This is a genomic window from Tumidithrix helvetica PCC 7403 (genome assembly GCF_965232925.1).
GTDB lineage: Bacteria > Cyanobacteriota > Cyanobacteriia > Pseudanabaenales > Pseudanabaenaceae > Tumidithrix > Tumidithrix helvetica.
Genome location: NZ_CBDDRA010000003.1, coordinates 121823 through 138175, shown reverse-complemented (window position 1 = coordinate 138175; position 16353 = coordinate 121823). Strand labels below are relative to the sequence as shown.

12 protein-coding genes are annotated in these 16353 nt (G+C 46.2%); 8 read left to right on the top strand and 4 right to left on the bottom strand.

The genetic code is table 11. The annotated features are described in order from the left end of the window. Nucleotides 1-10: 10 nt before the first annotated feature. The 3 genes from ACP2WE_RS04280 to glyS form a co-directional block, all read right to left on the bottom strand. Nucleotides 11-649: a molybdenum cofactor guanylyltransferase gene (locus ACP2WE_RS04280; protein ID WP_425214360.1), complete on the bottom strand. Its 639-nt coding sequence runs from the start codon at nucleotides 647-649 to the stop codon at nucleotides 11-13. Between the two features lie 204 nt (nucleotides 650-853). Then, entirely contained in the window at nucleotides 854-1918 is a 1065-nt protein-coding gene (locus ACP2WE_RS04275; protein WP_425214359.1) for an acyltransferase family protein, read from the bottom strand. A gap of 102 nt (nucleotides 1919-2020) precedes the next feature. After that, on the bottom strand, nucleotides 2021-4165 hold the full coding sequence (gene glyS, locus ACP2WE_RS04270) for a glycine--tRNA ligase subunit beta (RefSeq protein ID WP_425214358.1): 2145 nt from the start codon (nucleotides 4163-4165) through the stop codon (nucleotides 2021-2023). A 147-nt stretch (nucleotides 4166-4312) separates the two neighbouring features. Between glyS and ACP2WE_RS04265 the strand changes: the two genes are divergently transcribed. The 3 genes from ACP2WE_RS04265 to ACP2WE_RS04255 are packed head-to-tail and all read left to right on the top strand — an operon-like array spanning nucleotide 4313 to nucleotide 5868. Next, complete coding sequence (locus tag ACP2WE_RS04265) at nucleotides 4313-4486, top strand: DUF6888 family protein (RefSeq protein WP_408648759.1); 174 nt, start codon at nucleotides 4313-4315, stop codon at nucleotides 4484-4486. Further along, nucleotides 4486-4692, top strand: a complete 207-nt coding sequence (locus tag ACP2WE_RS04260; protein WP_425214357.1) for a DUF6887 family protein — start codon at nucleotides 4486-4488, stop codon at nucleotides 4690-4692. The genes ACP2WE_RS04265 and ACP2WE_RS04260 overlap by 1 nt, the downstream gene beginning before the upstream one ends. A 6-nt stretch (nucleotides 4693-4698) precedes the next feature. After that, nucleotides 4699-5868, top strand: a complete 1170-nt coding sequence (locus ACP2WE_RS04255) for a cysteine desulfurase family protein (RefSeq protein WP_425214356.1) — start codon at nucleotides 4699-4701, stop codon at nucleotides 5866-5868. Nucleotides 5869-5890: 22 nt separating this feature from the next. On the opposite strand, the gene ACP2WE_RS04250 is transcribed toward ACP2WE_RS04255, so the two are convergent. Next, complete coding sequence (locus tag ACP2WE_RS04250) at nucleotides 5891-6346, bottom strand: NUDIX domain-containing protein (protein WP_425214355.1); 456 nt, start codon at nucleotides 6344-6346, stop codon at nucleotides 5891-5893. Between the two features lie 199 nt (nucleotides 6347-6545). On the opposite strand from ACP2WE_RS04250, the gene ACP2WE_RS04245 reads away from it, so the two are divergent. The 5 genes from ACP2WE_RS04245 to psaB all read left to right on the top strand — a co-directional run bounded on the left by ACP2WE_RS04245 (nucleotide 6546) and on the right by psaB (nucleotide 16179). After that, the gene (locus tag ACP2WE_RS04245; protein ID WP_425214354.1) at nucleotides 6546-8336 is read left to right on the top strand and encodes a proline--tRNA ligase; all 1791 of its coding nucleotides are present in this window, start codon (nucleotides 6546-6548) and stop codon (nucleotides 8334-8336) included. A gap of 225 nt (nucleotides 8337-8561) precedes the next feature. Further along, nucleotides 8562-9731, top strand: coding sequence for a glycosyltransferase family 4 protein (locus ACP2WE_RS04240; RefSeq protein ID WP_425214353.1), 1170 nt, complete (start codon nucleotides 8562-8564; stop codon nucleotides 9729-9731). A gap of 221 nt (nucleotides 9732-9952) precedes the next feature. Next, nucleotides 9953-11254, top strand: a complete 1302-nt coding sequence (locus tag ACP2WE_RS04235) for an ABC transporter substrate-binding protein (protein ID WP_425214352.1) — start codon at nucleotides 9953-9955, stop codon at nucleotides 11252-11254. Between the two features lie 419 nt (nucleotides 11255-11673). Further along, nucleotides 11674-13926, top strand: coding sequence for a photosystem I core protein PsaA (gene psaA / locus ACP2WE_RS04230; protein WP_425214351.1), 2253 nt, complete (start codon nucleotides 11674-11676; stop codon nucleotides 13924-13926). Nucleotides 13927-13950: 24 nt separating this feature from the next. Beyond that, the gene (gene psaB, locus ACP2WE_RS04225; RefSeq protein WP_425214350.1) at nucleotides 13951-16179 is read left to right on the top strand and encodes a photosystem I core protein PsaB; all 2229 of its coding nucleotides are present in this window, start codon (nucleotides 13951-13953) and stop codon (nucleotides 16177-16179) included. Nucleotides 16180-16353: the final 174 nt, after the last annotated feature.

Here is a 16353-nt window from a genome sequence, read left to right as displayed (position 1 = left end):
CTAGCCTTGCTTATGCATTTTTGACGTTGAGTAGATCTGTCGGTGTATTGCAGTTAAACAGCATTTGGGGATCGACTTCGTCAATTGCCTCAACATTCCCCTGAGATAGCCATCTTTGAAATGAGCTTCCACCTGTTTCGATAAATTCCTCTAGACTTTTCAAACAGCTCGTGCGATAAAAGCCGCATAGGGGCTCCCATTCAGGTTGATATTTAAAATTTTGTCTGGAATTTTGTGCATTAGAAGCAATATGTCTGGGTAGATAGGCGATCGCTTTTTCTGGTAGATCGGACAAATGATTTGCCCAGGTTTGTAGGATTGCCCCATCTAGATGGGGGAGATCGCAGGCAAGCAAAAGCACCCAGTCTGGTGGGTTAGAAGCCTTATTTACCTCTGCCAATCCCAAGGAAAAGCCAAAGAGCGCACCTTGGCGATCGCGATCGTGGACAAATTTGGCGATCGTAGGCAAAACTAACTTCTGATAGCGTTCTTGCCAAGCTGTTACAACACATATCTCAATTGCCCCAGCTTGTTGAGCAACGGCGCAGATGCGCTGCAATAAGGGGACTCCGTCAATTTCAACTAGCGCCTTGTCTTGTCCCATGCGGGAACTTTGTCCGCCTGCCAGTGCGATCGCGGCTATTTTCATTTTTTCTGACCGTAATGATTAGGTGGGCTATTGACGTAGTGCTTGAATGGCGACACCTGTGCCCTATTCAAATGTCGTTAGTAATACGTTAGAAACTAGCACATATAGCTCAATCTCTGGAAAATAGGGACTAAATGTTTGTAGTTTATATGTGCTGTCTTGAAGCCTGTGGATCTGCAAACGAATTTTTTATAGCAACTTGGGTTATATATATCGGGTTCTAAATTTTAAGAATGGGGACTCAATGAAGCGGTAACTTAAATAACCTAATGGCATCATTAGAATGAAGCATAGGAAAGAAAATATCACTGCTAAGTAGATATTTGAAATATATAGAATGTTTTCGTCAATGAAGGTAACCATTTCCTTAACGAAAAAGAGATGGAACAGATATATTGAATAGGAATAAGTGCCAATTGTTGCAAAGAATCTAGATAATCGATTGGTTGGGTGTGAAAAAGAATTATCGTACCAAGTAATTGTCAGGGCATAAAAAGCACCTTCTATCGTTGGCATAAAAACCCATAAAATACTTGATGAAGGATAAGAAGGATTCGAATAAAATCCACCTTGAAGATCGAACCACCAATAAAAAAGCATAAAAGCGATTATTGCGCAAAACGCAAAAAGATGGCGACCAGAAAATATGGTACGAAAGCGGTAAGCAACAATACCGAGAACAAATTGATCTAAGCGCCCAATAATAGTCCAATATGCTAACTGTTGAATTTCACCTAATCCTTTGTAAAGAAAGAAGCGAACGCAAATCATCAAGAGAACTACAAACAACAGAGAAAACCTAGACTTTAATGATAACCAAAGCAAAATTGGTAATACTAAATAAAAATGGAATTCCGTAGTTATTGACCATCCTCCATTGGGTAGTGTTGGATAGATTACCCCTTTGAATATTTCCAATACATACGAAAACAACCATACATACCAGACTTTGTCATTACTCTCTAAGTATTTTTGTATGCCCGTGATGAATATCACAAAAAAAAGTAATGGAGCTAATCGTAGAAACCTGTTCCAAATAAAATGGATAAAATGGATTTTTTTGCCATCAATCAGTTTGGCGAATAAATATCCACTTAACGTCATAAATAATGCGACGCCAGTATGACCTTGATCTAGTACTGATAGGGCAAAAAATGATGGTATATCTTGAACGCTATTATGAATAAAATGCCAAGAGAAAACCATAAAAGCAGCAAGAGCTCTGATATGGTCGAGGGCGATAAAATATTTTCCTGAAGAAGACTTCATGCTTAAATTGGCATTTTATCTTGCTCTTTACTCTACATTTTTTTACCTATCTTCTTGCTTTAATTCCACCTTTCTATCTAGATCGGCGATTACCTTTTAAAGCTAACCCTTATCTGAGCGAATGGCGGCGAAATCTGCCAAGATACGGCTGTAGTTGCGAATTACGCTAAGTAAATTTAGGCGATCGCTTTGCACCTGCGGATCTTCAACCATGACCATGACATCATCAAAAAACTTTGCCAAGACTGGAGCGATCGCTTTAATGGATGTAATTAACTGTTCGTAGCTGGGATTGCTAGGTAGGGCTGCGATCGCTTCATACAAAGCTTTTTCTGAGGGTTCAGTCAGTCGTTTGGGATCGACAATGGTACGAATATCCACCACATCCGATCCTAACTTCCCCTGTGCTGCAAGATTGGTAGCACGGCGAACGACTTCGTAGATTTCTCCCAGTACCGTATCTTGTCTGGCTTGTTGCAGAAATAGGGCGCGATCGTGGAGTTGGGCAAGATTACTTAATGCGGCGATCGCATAGTCAGGATCGTCTACGCCAAACAGGGCATCGACCAAATCGTAATCAATTCCGTCCAAAGCGCGATCGAGGAGCAGCGTTTCGCAACGCTGTTTAAACCATTTGTAAAGATTGTCCAAAACGGTCTCTGCTGATTGTGTCAACAGTTGACGCTTACTATATATATCGATCGCTGCCTGCAATAACTGCGGCAAATTTAAGGTGAAACCATTATCCCAAGCAATTTGGACGATTGCAGCGGCAGAGCGACGCAATGCAAAGGGATCGGACGATCCCGTGGGAATGATGCCTAGACCGAAAATACCCACTAAGGTATCCAGCCGATCGGCGATCGCGATGATTTTGCCCGCGAGTGACTGCGGCAAGCGATCGCCCGCTCCACGCGGTTGATAGTGCTCTAAAATTCCCTGCGCTACGGTTGCAGGTTCACCACTAGATTGGGCGTAATATTGCCCCATAATTCCTTGCAACTCTGGGAATTCCTTCACCATTTGCGTGACCAGATCGGCTTTGCAAAGTTGCGCCGTGCGATCGATCTCGGCAAGTTCTGTTTCGTTAGCTTCTAGGTTAGGGATGGCATGGGTGACTGCCGAGGCAATTTCTCGAATCCTTGCTACTTTATTTGCTACCGAACCCAACTGCTCTTGAAAGGTGACTTTCTCTAAAAGCGGCAAAAAGGTCTCTAGGACCACAGCGCGATCGGCATCGTAAAAGAACTTGCCATCGGCAAGTCTTGCCCGAATGACGCGACCGTTACCAGCCGCAATCAGCCTTGATTTCTCAGGATCGCCGTTAGAAATCGTGATGAAATAGGGCAGCAGGCGATCTGGTTCGCTATTTGAGTAGAGCGGAAAATAACGTTGATGGCTCACCATCTCTGTTTTGATCACTGGGGCAGGGAGCTGCAAAAACTCGCGATCGAATTCCCCCACAACGGCGGTGGGATACTCGACCAAATAGGTAACTTCTTCGAGCAGAGCATCTGAAATTTCGGCTTTTGCCCCTATCAGTTCACCCAAGCCAGCAATTTGATCGAGGATTCGGCGCTGACGTTCTTGCCCATCTACCGTGATAAAGGCTTCTCTTAGCGTGGCAACGTAATCACCAGCCGTATCGATTACGACGGCGCGAGGATGTAACACCCGATGGCCTTGACTGAGACGATCTGCTTCGATGTTTTCTAGCTTAAGCGGCAAAATTTCTTGATCGAGGAGTGCTACTAACCAACGAATGGGGCGGGGAAACTTCAATTCTCCCGTTCCCCACCGCATTAAGCGTTTTCCCTCTAGCCCTGTAATCCACTCACTGGCGAGTTCGGTCAAAATTTCGGCACTGGGGCGACCAAAAATCTGTTGGGTGGCAAAGACAAAGGTGCCTTTATCCGTTTCTTTTACGGTTAGATCGGCAACATCAACCCCTTTGGAACGGGCAAATCCGATCGCGGCCTTCGTGGGTTCGCCTTTGGGGTCGCCCTTGGCAAAAGCGGCAGCGATCGCGGGACCTTTAACTTCTAAAACTTGGTCGGGCTGATGCAGCGGTAACCCTGCGATCGTGACTGCAAGGCGGCGCGGCGTACCATAGACTTGAATTTTACTCGTTGTCAGTTGGCGATCGCTTAGGCTTTTAGGAATTCGCTCTTGCCATTGTGTTAAAGCATCAACCACAAAACTGGCAGGCAGTTCCTCTGTGCCAACTTCTAACAAAAAAATTGCCATAACTCGAAATAATTGAACTAACTGATTGTATCGCTCTCAGTTTAACGCTTCGAGGGGTATGTCGGGAGGCTGGCAAGATCGTTTGATAACATCTACATCTGCTAATCTGATCTGATTGAGTGTTATTTACTTCCAAGAGTGTCGATTTTGCCGACTGCCGATCAAGGTATTACCTGTATAACACTATGCCAATCCCTAACGAATACTTTTATGCCTATCTTCATGGTTCGGCTTGATGAGCGAACAGGCAATGTTTTCATTCTGGCTGGCGATAACATAGAGATAGAGATCTACCCCAATGGTCGTTGGAGGTTTTTGTGATGAAGCCTGATTTTAATAACATGACTAAAGCTGAATTGCGAGCCTATGTCATTGCTCATCCTGGCGATAAAGTTGCATTCCGTATCTTTGTCGATCGCTTTACAACCAATGCATCTCCAGAAACTTTTGGTGTACCCCAATCAAAATCTGAGACTGTAGAGGTTGAAAATTTAATTCAACAAAGAGTTCAGCAATTAAAATTTTGAGCACAAATGCAGCGACCGATCTATCTTGATTGCCATGCAACAACACCAGTGGATGAAAGGGTGTTAGAGGTGATGCTGCCTTATTTTCGGGAGTCGTTTGGGAACCCTGCTAGTAGCGGACATTTTTATGGCTGGGAAGCAGAGGCAGCCATCAAGCAATCTAGAGCGGTTTTAGCGGAGGCAATTCATGCTGCCCCTGAAGAAATAATCTTTACAAGTGGTGCGACTGAGGCAAACAATCTCGCGATTAAGGGAGTTGCCGAAGCTTATTTTCAAAAGGGGCGACATTTGATTACCGTGCGATCGGAGCATAATGCCATCCTCGACCCCTGTGCCTATTTGGGATCTCTTGGGTTTGAGGTGACTTATCTCCCCGTGCAACCTGATGGATTGCTCGATCTTGGGCTTTTAGAGCAGGCGATCCGTCCCGATACGGTATTGGTGTCTGTGATGGCTGCCAATAATGAAATTGGTGTCCTGCAACCACTAGCAGAGATTGGTGAGATTTGCCGATCGCATCAAGTTCTCTTTCATACCGATGCTGCCCAAGCGATCGCGAAAATTCCTCTAGATGTGGAAGCAATGCAGATTGACTTGATGTCAATGACAGCACATAAGGTGTATGGGCCTAAGGGGATAGGGGCTTTATACCTGCGGCGACGCAATCCTAGGGTGCAACTTGCGCCGCAATTACATGGGGGCGGTCACGAACGTGGTATGCGTTCTGGGACGTTGTATACACCTCAGATTGTCGGTTTTGCCAAAGCCGTCGCGATCGCTTTAGAATCGCAAGCCGCAGAAGAAATGCAACTCACCCAATTACGCCAACGTTTGTGGCAACAGCTTTCTCAACTAGAGCGGGTTTATCTGAACGGCCACCCCACCCAACGACTGGCAGGAAATCTCAATGTCAGTTTTGAGGGCGTAGATGGTCAAGCCTTACTCTTAGGCTTGCAGCCAGTTATGGCAGTTTCGTCAGGCTCTGCTTGCACGTCGGTCAAAAATACCCCTTCCCATGTTTTGCTCGCACTGGGGCATTCTGAAGCACTTGCCTATGCGTCGATTCGGTTTGGTATCGGTCGCTTTAACACCGAGGCAGAGATCGATCGCGCCGCTGACTGCGTAATTCAGACCGTAAAGTCTTTGCGAATGGGTAAGGGGGCGATCGCGTACTAAATCTAAACTAAACTCTAATCGTCTAAGCGAGTACGGTTAAATTTTGAAGGTAGTCTTTAAGCTGCTGTTCGTGATCGTGGGCTAGGTTACCAAACGGTATGGCTGAAAGTTCAAAAGCCTGAATCTCACTCAGCTCGTACCGATCGTTGATGTGGAGATCGCCGCGCACCTCGGCTTCTAGGGCTATACATACTGAGTGAATTCTAGGATCTCGTTCTGGGGAAGAGTAAACTCCCACCAATCGCAAGACTTTGATCAGTTCTAAGCCAGTTTCTTCAGCAAGTTCGCGCTTAGCGGTTGTATATACATCTTCACCCCACTGCACCATGCCCCCTGGCAATCCCCACTTTCCACAGTCGCGTCTGCGCACAAGCACAATGCGTCCGTCAGCCAGCACAGGAATCACACTTGTGCCGATAATTGGATGACGAAACAGAATCCCCAAAATTGCTTGGGCGAAATACCAAAGTTTTCCCATAGACGAAACCGATTCACGTTATCGCTATTGATGGAGGTAGTTTACCGAATTACGGGCTCAGAACATGCGATCGCTTCCTGACTTGCAACGAAATTTTAAGAAATGCCGATCGATTCCTAATCAATGGGAATGATTGCACATTCAGTTAAAATCAACACAAAGATTAATTTAAAGGCACTCACCAAAGGCAGCTCAATCAATGCGTCTATCTCAAATGCTATGGGTAACTCTGCGCGAAGATCCTTCTGAGGCAGAAATACCCAGTCACAAACTGTTACTCAGGGCAGGCTATATTCGCCGCATTGCGGGTGGGGTATATGCTTACCTTCCCTTGATGTGGCGGGTTTTGCAAAAGATTTCGCTAATTGTGCGAGCCGAGATGAATGCAACTGGGGCACAAGAGTGTCTCTTGCCTCAATTGCAACCAGCCGAACTTTGGCAAGAGTCTGGTCGTTGGGATACCTACACCAAAGCCGAAGGGATCATGTTTTCCTTAAACGATCGCGGCGATCGGCAGTTAGGCTTGGGACCGACTCACGAAGAAGTGATTACAGCGATCGCGCGGGAGATGATTCGCTCTTACCGTCAGCTTCCTTTGCACCTTTATCAAATGCAAACCAAGTTTCGCGATGAAATTCGTCCCAGATTCGGTCTGATGCGGGGGCGCGAATTCATTATGAAAGATGGCTATTCCTTTCACACGAACACTGATAGCCTCAAGGAAACCTATAACGACATGCACACTGCCTACAGCAATATCTTTCGGCGCTGTGGCTTAAAGTTTCGGGCAGTAGAGGCAGATTCTGGGGCGATCGGGGGTTCTGGCTCCCAAGAGTTTATGGTGCTTGCCGAGGCAGGCGAAGATGAGGTGCTGTTTACGCCCGACGGCAACTACGCGGCAAATGTGGAGAAAGCGATCTCCTTACCCTTTCCAGCAAAGCCCAGTACATTCACTACGCTAGAGAAACATCACACCCCCAACACCACAACGATCGAGACGATGTGCAAGTCTCTGAAATGCACTCCCAGTCAAGCCGTCAAGCAAGTACTGTTTCAGGCTACCTATGACAATGGCATGACTGTGTTGGTTCTGGTTAGTATTCGAGCCGACCAAGAAGTAAATGAGGTCAAGTTGCAAAACGAGCTTGTGAAATTGGCAGGAAATTATGGTGGTAAAGCCTTACTAGCCTTACAGATTCCTGATGCTGAAATGATGCAAAAATGGGCGGCAAAACCTCTGCCTGTGGGATATGTCGCTCCCGATTTAGCGGATGACTATATCTCTAATCAAAAAAATTTAGCGCCAAAGTTTCTGCGTTTAGCTGATCGCACTGTAGAGGAATTGCAGAATTTCGCCACTGGGGCAAATGAAACCGACTATCACGTAGTCGGGGCAAACTGGGGCAAAGAATTTACCCTGCCTGCCGTTGTGGATATTCGCAAAGCTAGACCGGGCGATCGCGCCGTTCACGATCCTACCCAGATCCTTCAAACTGCTAGAGGGATTGAAGTCGGTCACATTTTTCAGTTGGGCACAAAATACTCTCAGGCGATGAATGCCACCTTTACCAACGAACAAGGCGAGGACGTGCCACTGGTGATGGGTTGCTATGGTTTAGGGGTATCCCGTCTAGCTCAATCGGCGGTCGAACAGTCCCACGATAAGGACGGCATCATCTGGCCCACGGCGATCGCACCCTACCATGCCATCATCGTCGTCCCCAATGTCAGCAGTCCCGAGCAGATGGCGATCTCGGAACAGCTTTATGCCGATTTAAACCAAGCAGGCATTGAAACCCTACTTGACGATCGCGACGAACGGGCAGGCGTAAAGTTCAAAGATGCCGATCTCGTTGGCATTCCCTATCGCATTGTCACGGGACGCAGTATCTCAGAGGGCAAGGTCGAAATTGTCGAACGCGCCACAAAAGCTACAGTTAATATCGCGATCGAGTCTGTTGTGGAGCACCTTAAGCTAGCTGTAAGTTGAGAAGGATTGGGATTGATTTAATCAGAATCCATGCAGGTCAGGCATCTTGCCTGACTGTAAAACAACTCCCGAGACAACTATCCCAAAAATTTACAAGTTATTCCCGATCGCGATCGGAGCTGAATGCTACTCACCTCTTGATAACTGGTATATTTCCTTATAGAAATCCTAAATAAATAATTATTAAACTCATTTCTAAACCCTTTACGAAACTCGGTGTAATTCATGCACATAGCATGGCTAGGTAAAAAAACGCCAGTGTGTGGCAATGTCACATACGGTCGTGAAATCACAAATGCTTTGCTCGACAGAGGTCATCGCGTTAGCTTTTTGCATTTTGCCGCAGAGCCAGAAGCAGATGAAGCCCAAGATCCACCTCTTTTTTCCTCGCTTCAAGAGCCTCAGGAAGTCTCCCTGCCATTTCTTTACAAGTCCACAATTTATACTGTGCCCTCCTTTAGTGCCAGTAAGATTTTGGTCGATGCTCTGCGCAGCCTCAAGCCCGATCTCGTTCACGCTTCCCTCGCCCTTTCCCCGCTTGACTTTCGCTTACCAGAAATTTGTGCCGATCTAAACTTGCCCCTCGTGGCGACCTTTCACCTGCCGTTTGATGTCAATCGCCGTAACTTCACCTCTAGCACACAACAGCTCACCTATCAGATCTATGCCCCATCTTTAGCTGACTACGATCAGGTGATCATCTTTTCCCAAGTGCAACGAGATTTGCTCAATAGGTTAGGTGTGCCCAGTGGTCGTATCGCCGTAATTCCCAACGGTGTAGATACTGAGAAATTTTCCCCAGGTTACTCCAATATCAAGGAAGAACTCAAAGCCGATCGCTTGTTTGTCTATCAAGGCAGACTCGCACCCGAAAAAAACGTAGAGGCTCTCTTAAAGGCTTGGCGCAAGTTAAAAATGCCTCAAGGTTGTAAGCTGGCGATCGTTGGTAGTGGACCTTTAGCCAATAGCTTTAAAGCAACCTATGGCAACGATCCGAGCATTATCTGGATGGGCTTTATTGCGTCTGAAGCACGTCGAATTGAAATTTTGCGGGGCACGGATGTATTTATTTTGCCTTCCTTTGTGGAAGGGCTATCTTTGTCACTCCTAGAGGCAATGTCCTGTGGAGTCGCCTGCTTGGCAACGAATGTGGGTGCTGATGGCGAGGTTATTGCCGAGGGTGCTGGTATGGTGTTGGATTCTCAAAAAGTTTATTCCCAGCTCTGTATGTTGTTGCCCTTGTTTGTCACACACCCCGAACTGATCGGTATCTTGGGGCATAAGGCTAGACAAAGAGTTCTGACCAAATACACGCTCAATAGCAATATCAGTCAATTAGAGAAACTATATGCTCAGGTTTTAAGCCACCAGCGGGTGAGAGTCAGCTTGTTCTAGGTTTAGGGTGAGCTAAAATTCTTAAAATTAACTTGAGATTCATATTAAGCAACTCAGGGTGATTATGTAAGTTTTACTCCCCAGAATTTCACCTCTCCCCAACCCCTCGCCACTTAGGCGAGGGGCTAAAAAGTCTTTCTCCTCCATCTCCTCTCAGGAGATGGAGGCTGGGAGAGAGAGGTTCATGCCCCATCCATCTATAAAAATACAAAGCTTAAATAATGCTGTTTCCTAGAAGAAAATTTGTTCAATTATCCACACTCTTTCTGCTAGGGGCTTGTGGGGCTCAAACGACAACCAACACGGGTTCGTCAACGGGGCAAACGACTGTAGGCGGTAAGAGCAAAATCGTATTTTGGACGATGCAACTAAAGCCGCAATTTGATGCCTATATGGCGGGCTTAATTTCAGCATTTGTCAAACAAAACCCCAATGCTGAGGTCGAATGGGTAGATGTGCCTTGGGGCGAGATGGAAAATAAGATCCTGAGTTCTTTTGCTGCTCGTACAACGCCAGATGTGGTTAACCTCAATCCGCAATTTGCCACGAAGTTAGCTGAAAAAAAGGCACTGGTAGACATGGCGATCGCGGCTTCAGCCGAAGAACAGGCTAGTTACTTTCCAAATATCTGGAAGGCGAACCAACTGGAAGGGGTGACCTTTGGTCTGCCTTGGTATGTGGCTACTGACGTCACCATCTATAACCGAGATCTATTTCAAAAAGCAGGTTTAGACCCTAACAAGCCACCTAAGACCTTTGCCGAACTCGCACTAGCCTCCGAGCAAATTAAGGCAAAGACGGGCAAATATGCGTTTTTACTAACGATGGATGGCGGTCAGGTATTGGAATCAATGGTGCAGATGGGGATGAACCTATTTAGTAACGGCACAAAAGCAGGCTTTAATGACGCTGCGGGCAAGGCAGCTTTTGAATATTGGGTCAATTTATTTGATAAGCAACTCATCCCCCGTGAAATCTTGACCGAAGGGCATCGCAAAGCCGTCGAACTATATCAGGCAGGGGAAATAGCTATACTCCTCACCGGCCCCCAGTTTTTGCAGATGGTTTCCCAAAACGCGCCTGACATTTACAAAGTTACGGATGTCTCGACCCAGATTACAGGTGCTACAGGCAAAAAGAGTGCTGCCGTGATGAATGTGGTTGTACCCAATAGTTCATCTAACCCAGTGAATAAAGACTTGGCAATTAAATTCGCCCTCTTTCTTACGAATAGTCAAAACCAACTTGAGTTTTCTAAGGTTGAAAACTCACTGCCTTCGACTATAAAAACAGCCGCCGATCCTTATTTTGCTAAGTTGGGTGATAAAGCGAATGTGCTAGACCGAGCGAGGGTAATTAGTGCATCTCAACTGCCCCAGTCTGAGGTATTGATCCCGCCCGTTAAGGATTTAGAAAAATTACGCAAGATCATTTACGAAGAGCTACAACTTGCCATGCTCAAAGAAAAGCCAACCGACCAAGCGATCGCTTCTGCGGCAGAACGTTGGAATAGTTTGAGTTAATTTAGGTATAAATTTTTTGATGCTTTAAGCTCAAGATACAAGGGTGCGCCTCCTAAATTTCACAACTCTTAACTCTTGTAAAAAGTGACAATGCCCCATAGTTTTCTCCTCTTCACATCGATAGACGAGGGCTTGAATTTCCATGCAAAGATTTATGAATAGAAATGATTAAGATTTATTTCGAGTTGTTTCTTAACGATTCTCGATGATTTCCCTCAATTGTTCATGCAAGCTAGGTTCAGGGATTCTAAAAATTTGTTAAGCCCCTTCTAGCTTGGTACAAACGTGAACCTATAATTACCACTAACGCAGACGACCTCCCCTATAGCCGTTCTTATCACATTTATTGATTCAGCCCTAGGGGAGTAAGAAAGCAAAACCGTTTGAATCCTTGTCTTTAAGATTGAGAGGAACACTCAATGACGATTACTCCTCAAAAGCCAGAGGCAAAGGTGAAGGTATCTGTTGATCGTGATGTGGTAGCTACTTCTTTTGAGAAGTGGGGCAAGCCAGGTCACTTTGACCGTACCTTAGCGAAGGGCCCCAAGACTACAACTTGGATCTGGAACCTTCACGCCAATGTCCATGATTTTGATAGCTTTACTACTGAAGAAGACACAGCCCGTAAGATCTTCTCTGCTCACTTTGGGCATTTGGGCGTTATTTTTATCTGGCTTAGTGGTATGTACTACCACGGCGCAAAATTCTCTAACTATGAAGCTTGGTTATCAAATCCAGTAGGGATTAAGCCTAGCGCCCAAGTCGTTTGGAACGTAGTTGGACAAGATATTTTAAATGGCGATGTCGGTGGCGGCTTCCAGGGGATTCAAATTACCTCTGGTCTTTTCCATCTTTGGAGAGCATCGGGAATTGTCAACGAATATCAGCTGCTTTGTACCGCGATTGGCGGTCTAGTAATGGCTGGTTTGATGTTCTTTGCAGGCTGGTTCCACTATCACAAAGCTGCTCCTAAGTTGGAGTGGTTCCAAAATGTGGAATCTGTAATGAACCATCACCTAGCTGGACTGTTAGGTTTGGGTTCATTGGCATGGGCAGGTCACCAAATCCACGTTTCTATCCCAATTAACTACTATTTGGATAAGGGCGTTCCTGCTAGTCAAATCCCATTGCCTCATGAGTTTATTCTCAACTCTAGCTTGATGTCAGAAATCTTCCCTAGCTTTGCTCAGGGTGTTACTCCTTTCTTCACACTGAACTGGGGAGCCTATTCTGATTTCTTGACCTTTAAGGGTGGACTAAATCCTCAAACAGGTGCTTTGTGGTTGACTGACCAAGCTCATCATCACCTTGCGATCGCCGTATTGTTTATTGTTGCTGGTCACATGTACCGCACCAATTGGGGCATCGGTCACAGCATGAAGGAAATCCTTGAAGCTCATAAGGGTCCTTTGACTGGCGAAGGTCACAAGGGCTTGTATGAAATCTTCACAACCTCTTGGCACGCTCAACTATCTTGGAACTTGGCTTTGTTGGGTTCTTTGAGCATCATCGTCGCACAACACATGTATGCGATGCCTGCTTACCCCTACATTGCAGTTGACTATGCAACTCAAGTTTCGCTGTTCACCCACCACATGTGGATTGGCGGCTTCATGATTTGCGGTGGCGCAGCTCACGCTGGCATCTTTATGGTGCGCGATTACGATCCTGCTAAGAATGTTAATAACTTGCTCGATCGCGTTTTGAAGCACAGAGATGCAATTATCTCTCACCTCAACTGGGTATGTATTTTCCTCGGCTTCCATAGCTTTGGTCTCTATATTCACAATGACACCATGAGAGCTTGGGGGCGTCCTCAAGATATGTTCTCAGACTCAGCAATTCAACTAAAACCAATCTTTGCTCAGTGGATTCAAGGAATTCACGCAGCAGCGGCTGGTGCTACAGCTCCTCATGCTTCTGCTTCCGTTAGCCCCATCTTTGGTGGTGACGTTTTAGCCATTGGCGGTAAGGTTGCTGCTGCGCCTATGGTGTTGGGTACGGCTGACTTCTTGGTGCATCATATCCATGCTTTCACCATTCACGTTACAGTGCTCATCTTGCTGAAAGGTGTGCTATTTGCTCGTAACTCTCGCTTAGTTCCAGATAAGTCTGAACTAGGTTTCCGCTTCCCTTGCGATGGTCCTGGTCGTGGCGGCACTTGCCAAGTTTCGGCTTGGGATCACGTTTTCCTCGGCTTGTTCTGGATGTACAACTGTATCTCTGTTGTGATTTTCCACTTTAGCTGGAGAATGCAGTCAGATATCTTCGGTACTGTGGGTGCTGATGGTTCAATCACCAACATGGCAGGCAATAACTTTGCACAAAGTGCCTTAACCATTAACGGTTGGTTGCGCGATTTTCTGTGGGCACAGGCTTCACAGGTCATTCAATCCTACGGTTCGGCGTTGTCTGCCTATGGCTTGATTTTCTTGGGCGCTCACTTTATCTGGGCATTTAGCCTGATGTTCTTATTCAGTGGTCGCGGCTACTGGCAAGAACTGATTGAGTCGATCGTTTGGGCACACAACAAGCTTAATGTTGCTCCAGCCATTCAGCCCCGTGCTTTGAGTATTATTCAAGGTCGTGCTGTTGGTTTGGCTCATTACCTCTTAGGCGGAATTGCGACAACTTGGGCATTCTTCCTAGCCCGATACGGAGCACTAGGATAATAGCGAGGAGAAATAATAAAAACTATGGCAACTAAATTCCCTAAATTTAGCCAGGACCTCGCTAACGATCCGACTACACGCCGGATCTGGTATGCGATCGCTACAGCCAATGATTTTGAAAGTCACGATGGCATGACAGAAGAAAATCTTTACCAAAAGATTTTTGCTTCTCACTTCGGTCACTTGGCAATCATTTTCCTGTGGACGTCTGGCAACCTATTCCATGTCGCTTGGCAAGGTAACTTTGAACAGTGGATCAAAGATCCGCTAAACACGCGCCCAATTGCTCACGCAATCTGGGATCCTCAATTTGGTCAAGCTGCGGTAGAAGCTTATACACAAGCGGGCGCAACTAGCCCCGTTGACATTAGCTACTCAGGTGTCTACCACTGGTGGTACACCATCGGTATGCATACCAATGCTGAACTCTTTACAGGTTCACTTTGGTTGCTCATTTTGGCAGGTGTACTTTTGTTTGCTGGTTGGTTACATCTCCAACCAAGCTTCCGTCCTAGCTTGTCTTGGTTCAAGAATGCAGAATCTCGCATGAACCACCACTTGGCTGGCTTGTTTGGCGTAAGCTCCTTGGCTTGGACAGGTCACCTAGTTCACGTGGCAATTCCTGAATCACGCGGTCAGCATGTTGGTTGGGATAACTTCTTAAGTGTTGCTCCCCACCCAGCTGGTCTACAGCCTTTCTTCACAGGTAACTGGGGCGTTTACGCTCAAAACCCAGATACTGCGGGTCACATCTTTGGTACATCTCAAGGTGCTGGTACTGCAATTCTGACGTTCTTGGGTGGTTTTCATCCTCAAACCGAAGCAATGTGGCTGACGGATATTGCCCATCACCACTTGGCGATCGCGGTTCTGTTCATCATTGCTGGTCACATGTACCGTACCAACTTTGGTATCGGTCATAGCATGAAGACTATCCTAGAAGCTCACAATCCTCCTGCTGGAACTCCTTTTGGTGGTTTACTAGGCGCTGGTCATAAGGGTATCTACGATACCTACAACGAATCACTTCACTTCCAATTAGGTTGGCACCTTGCAACCTTGGGTGTTTTGACCTCGTTGGTCGCTCAGCACATGTACTCCATGCCATCCTATGCGTTTATCGCTAAGGACTACACCACGATGGCAGCGCTCTACACCCATCACCAGTACATTGCTGGATTCTTGATGGTTGGGGCTTTTGCTCACGGTGCGATCTTCTTGGTACGTGACTACGATCCCGAAGCGAATAAGAACAACGTTCTCGCTCGTATTTTGGATCATAAAGAAGCGATCATCTCTCACTTGAGCTGGGTTTCCCTATTCTTAGGTTTCCACACGCTTGGCATTTACGTTCACAACGACGTCATGCAAGCCTTTGGTACTCCTGAGAAGCAAATTTTGATCGAGCCAGTGTTTGCTCAATGGATTCAAGCAGCTCACGGTAAAGCTCTGTATGGATTTGATGTATTGTTGTCAAACTCCAGCAGTATTGCTGCAACGGCTTGGCCTAACCATGGTGACGTTTGGCTACCTGGTTGGTTGGCTGCGATCAACAGCGACAGCAACTCTCTCTTCTTGACCGTTGGTCCTGGAGACTTCTTAGTTCACCATGCGATCGCTCTAGGTCTGCACACCACAACCTTAATCTTGGTTAAGGGTGCTCTAGATGCTCGTGGTTCTAAGTTAATGCCCGACAAGAAAGACTTTGGCTACAGCTTCCCTTGCGACGGTCCTGGTCGTGGCGGTACTTGCGATATCTCAGCTTGGGATTCCTTCTACCTCGCTATGTTCTGGATGCTGAACACGATTGGCTGGGTCACATTCTACTGGCACTGGAAACATCTAGGTGTTTGGCAAGGTAACGTTTCACAATTTAACGAAACCTCTGTAACGATCATGGGCTGGCTCCGCGATTACCTGTGGCTCAACTCTGCCCAGTTGATCAACGGCTATAACCCCTATGGCATGAACAACATCTCCATCTGGTCTTGGATCTTCCTGTTTGGCCACCTAGTTTGGGCAACTGGATTCATGTTCTTGATCTCTTGGCGTGGTTACTGGCAAGAATTGATTGAAACCTTGGTTTGGGCGCACCAACGCACACCATTGGCTCAATTGGTTCAATGGAAAGACAAGCCAGTTGCACTGTCAATCGTTCAAGCTCGCTTGGTTGGTTTAACCCACTTCACAGTTGGTTATATCTTTACCTACGCGGCGTTTGTGATTGCCTCAACAACTACGGCATTTGGTTAACGGGATTAAAGAGAATGAATTTTGGTTCTACAGATCCTCTGTTTAATCTAACTCAGTTCTAAAATCTCAACTAAATTTTGATGAAAGTCCCCTTACTTTTAAAAGTAAGGGGACTTTTTCGTCTCGCTACTTGCTTGTATGCATAAACCGCATCGATTTAATGCGTTATCTGTA

Coding starts and splice junctions, on each gene's coding strand:
- ACP2WE_RS04280 (WP_425214360.1), bottom strand. CDS start 649: ATGAAAATAGCCGCGATCGCACTGGCAGGCGGACAAAGTTCCCGCATG.
- ACP2WE_RS04275 (WP_425214359.1), bottom strand. CDS start 1,918: ATGAAGTCTTCTTCAGGAAAATATTTTATCGCCCTCGACCATATCAGA.
- glyS (WP_425214358.1), bottom strand. CDS start 4,165: ATGGCAATTTTTTTGTTAGAAGTTGGCACAGAGGAACTGCCTGCCAGT.
- ACP2WE_RS04260 (WP_425214357.1), top strand. CDS start 4,486: ATGAAGCCTGATTTTAATAACATGACTAAAGCTGAATTGCGAGCCTAT.
- ACP2WE_RS04255 (WP_425214356.1), top strand. CDS start 4,699: ATGCAGCGACCGATCTATCTTGATTGCCATGCAACAACACCAGTGGAT.
- ACP2WE_RS04250 (WP_425214355.1), bottom strand. CDS start 6,346: ATGGGAAAACTTTGGTATTTCGCCCAAGCAATTTTGGGGATTCTGTTT.
- ACP2WE_RS04245 (WP_425214354.1), top strand. CDS start 6,546: ATGCGTCTATCTCAAATGCTATGGGTAACTCTGCGCGAAGATCCTTCT.
- ACP2WE_RS04240 (WP_425214353.1), top strand. CDS start 8,562: ATGCACATAGCATGGCTAGGTAAAAAAACGCCAGTGTGTGGCAATGTC.
- ACP2WE_RS04235 (WP_425214352.1), top strand. CDS start 9,953: ATGCTGTTTCCTAGAAGAAAATTTGTTCAATTATCCACACTCTTTCTG.
- psaA (WP_425214351.1), top strand. CDS start 11,674: ATGACGATTACTCCTCAAAAGCCAGAGGCAAAGGTGAAGGTATCTGTT.
- psaB (WP_425214350.1), top strand. CDS start 13,951: ATGGCAACTAAATTCCCTAAATTTAGCCAGGACCTCGCTAACGATCCG.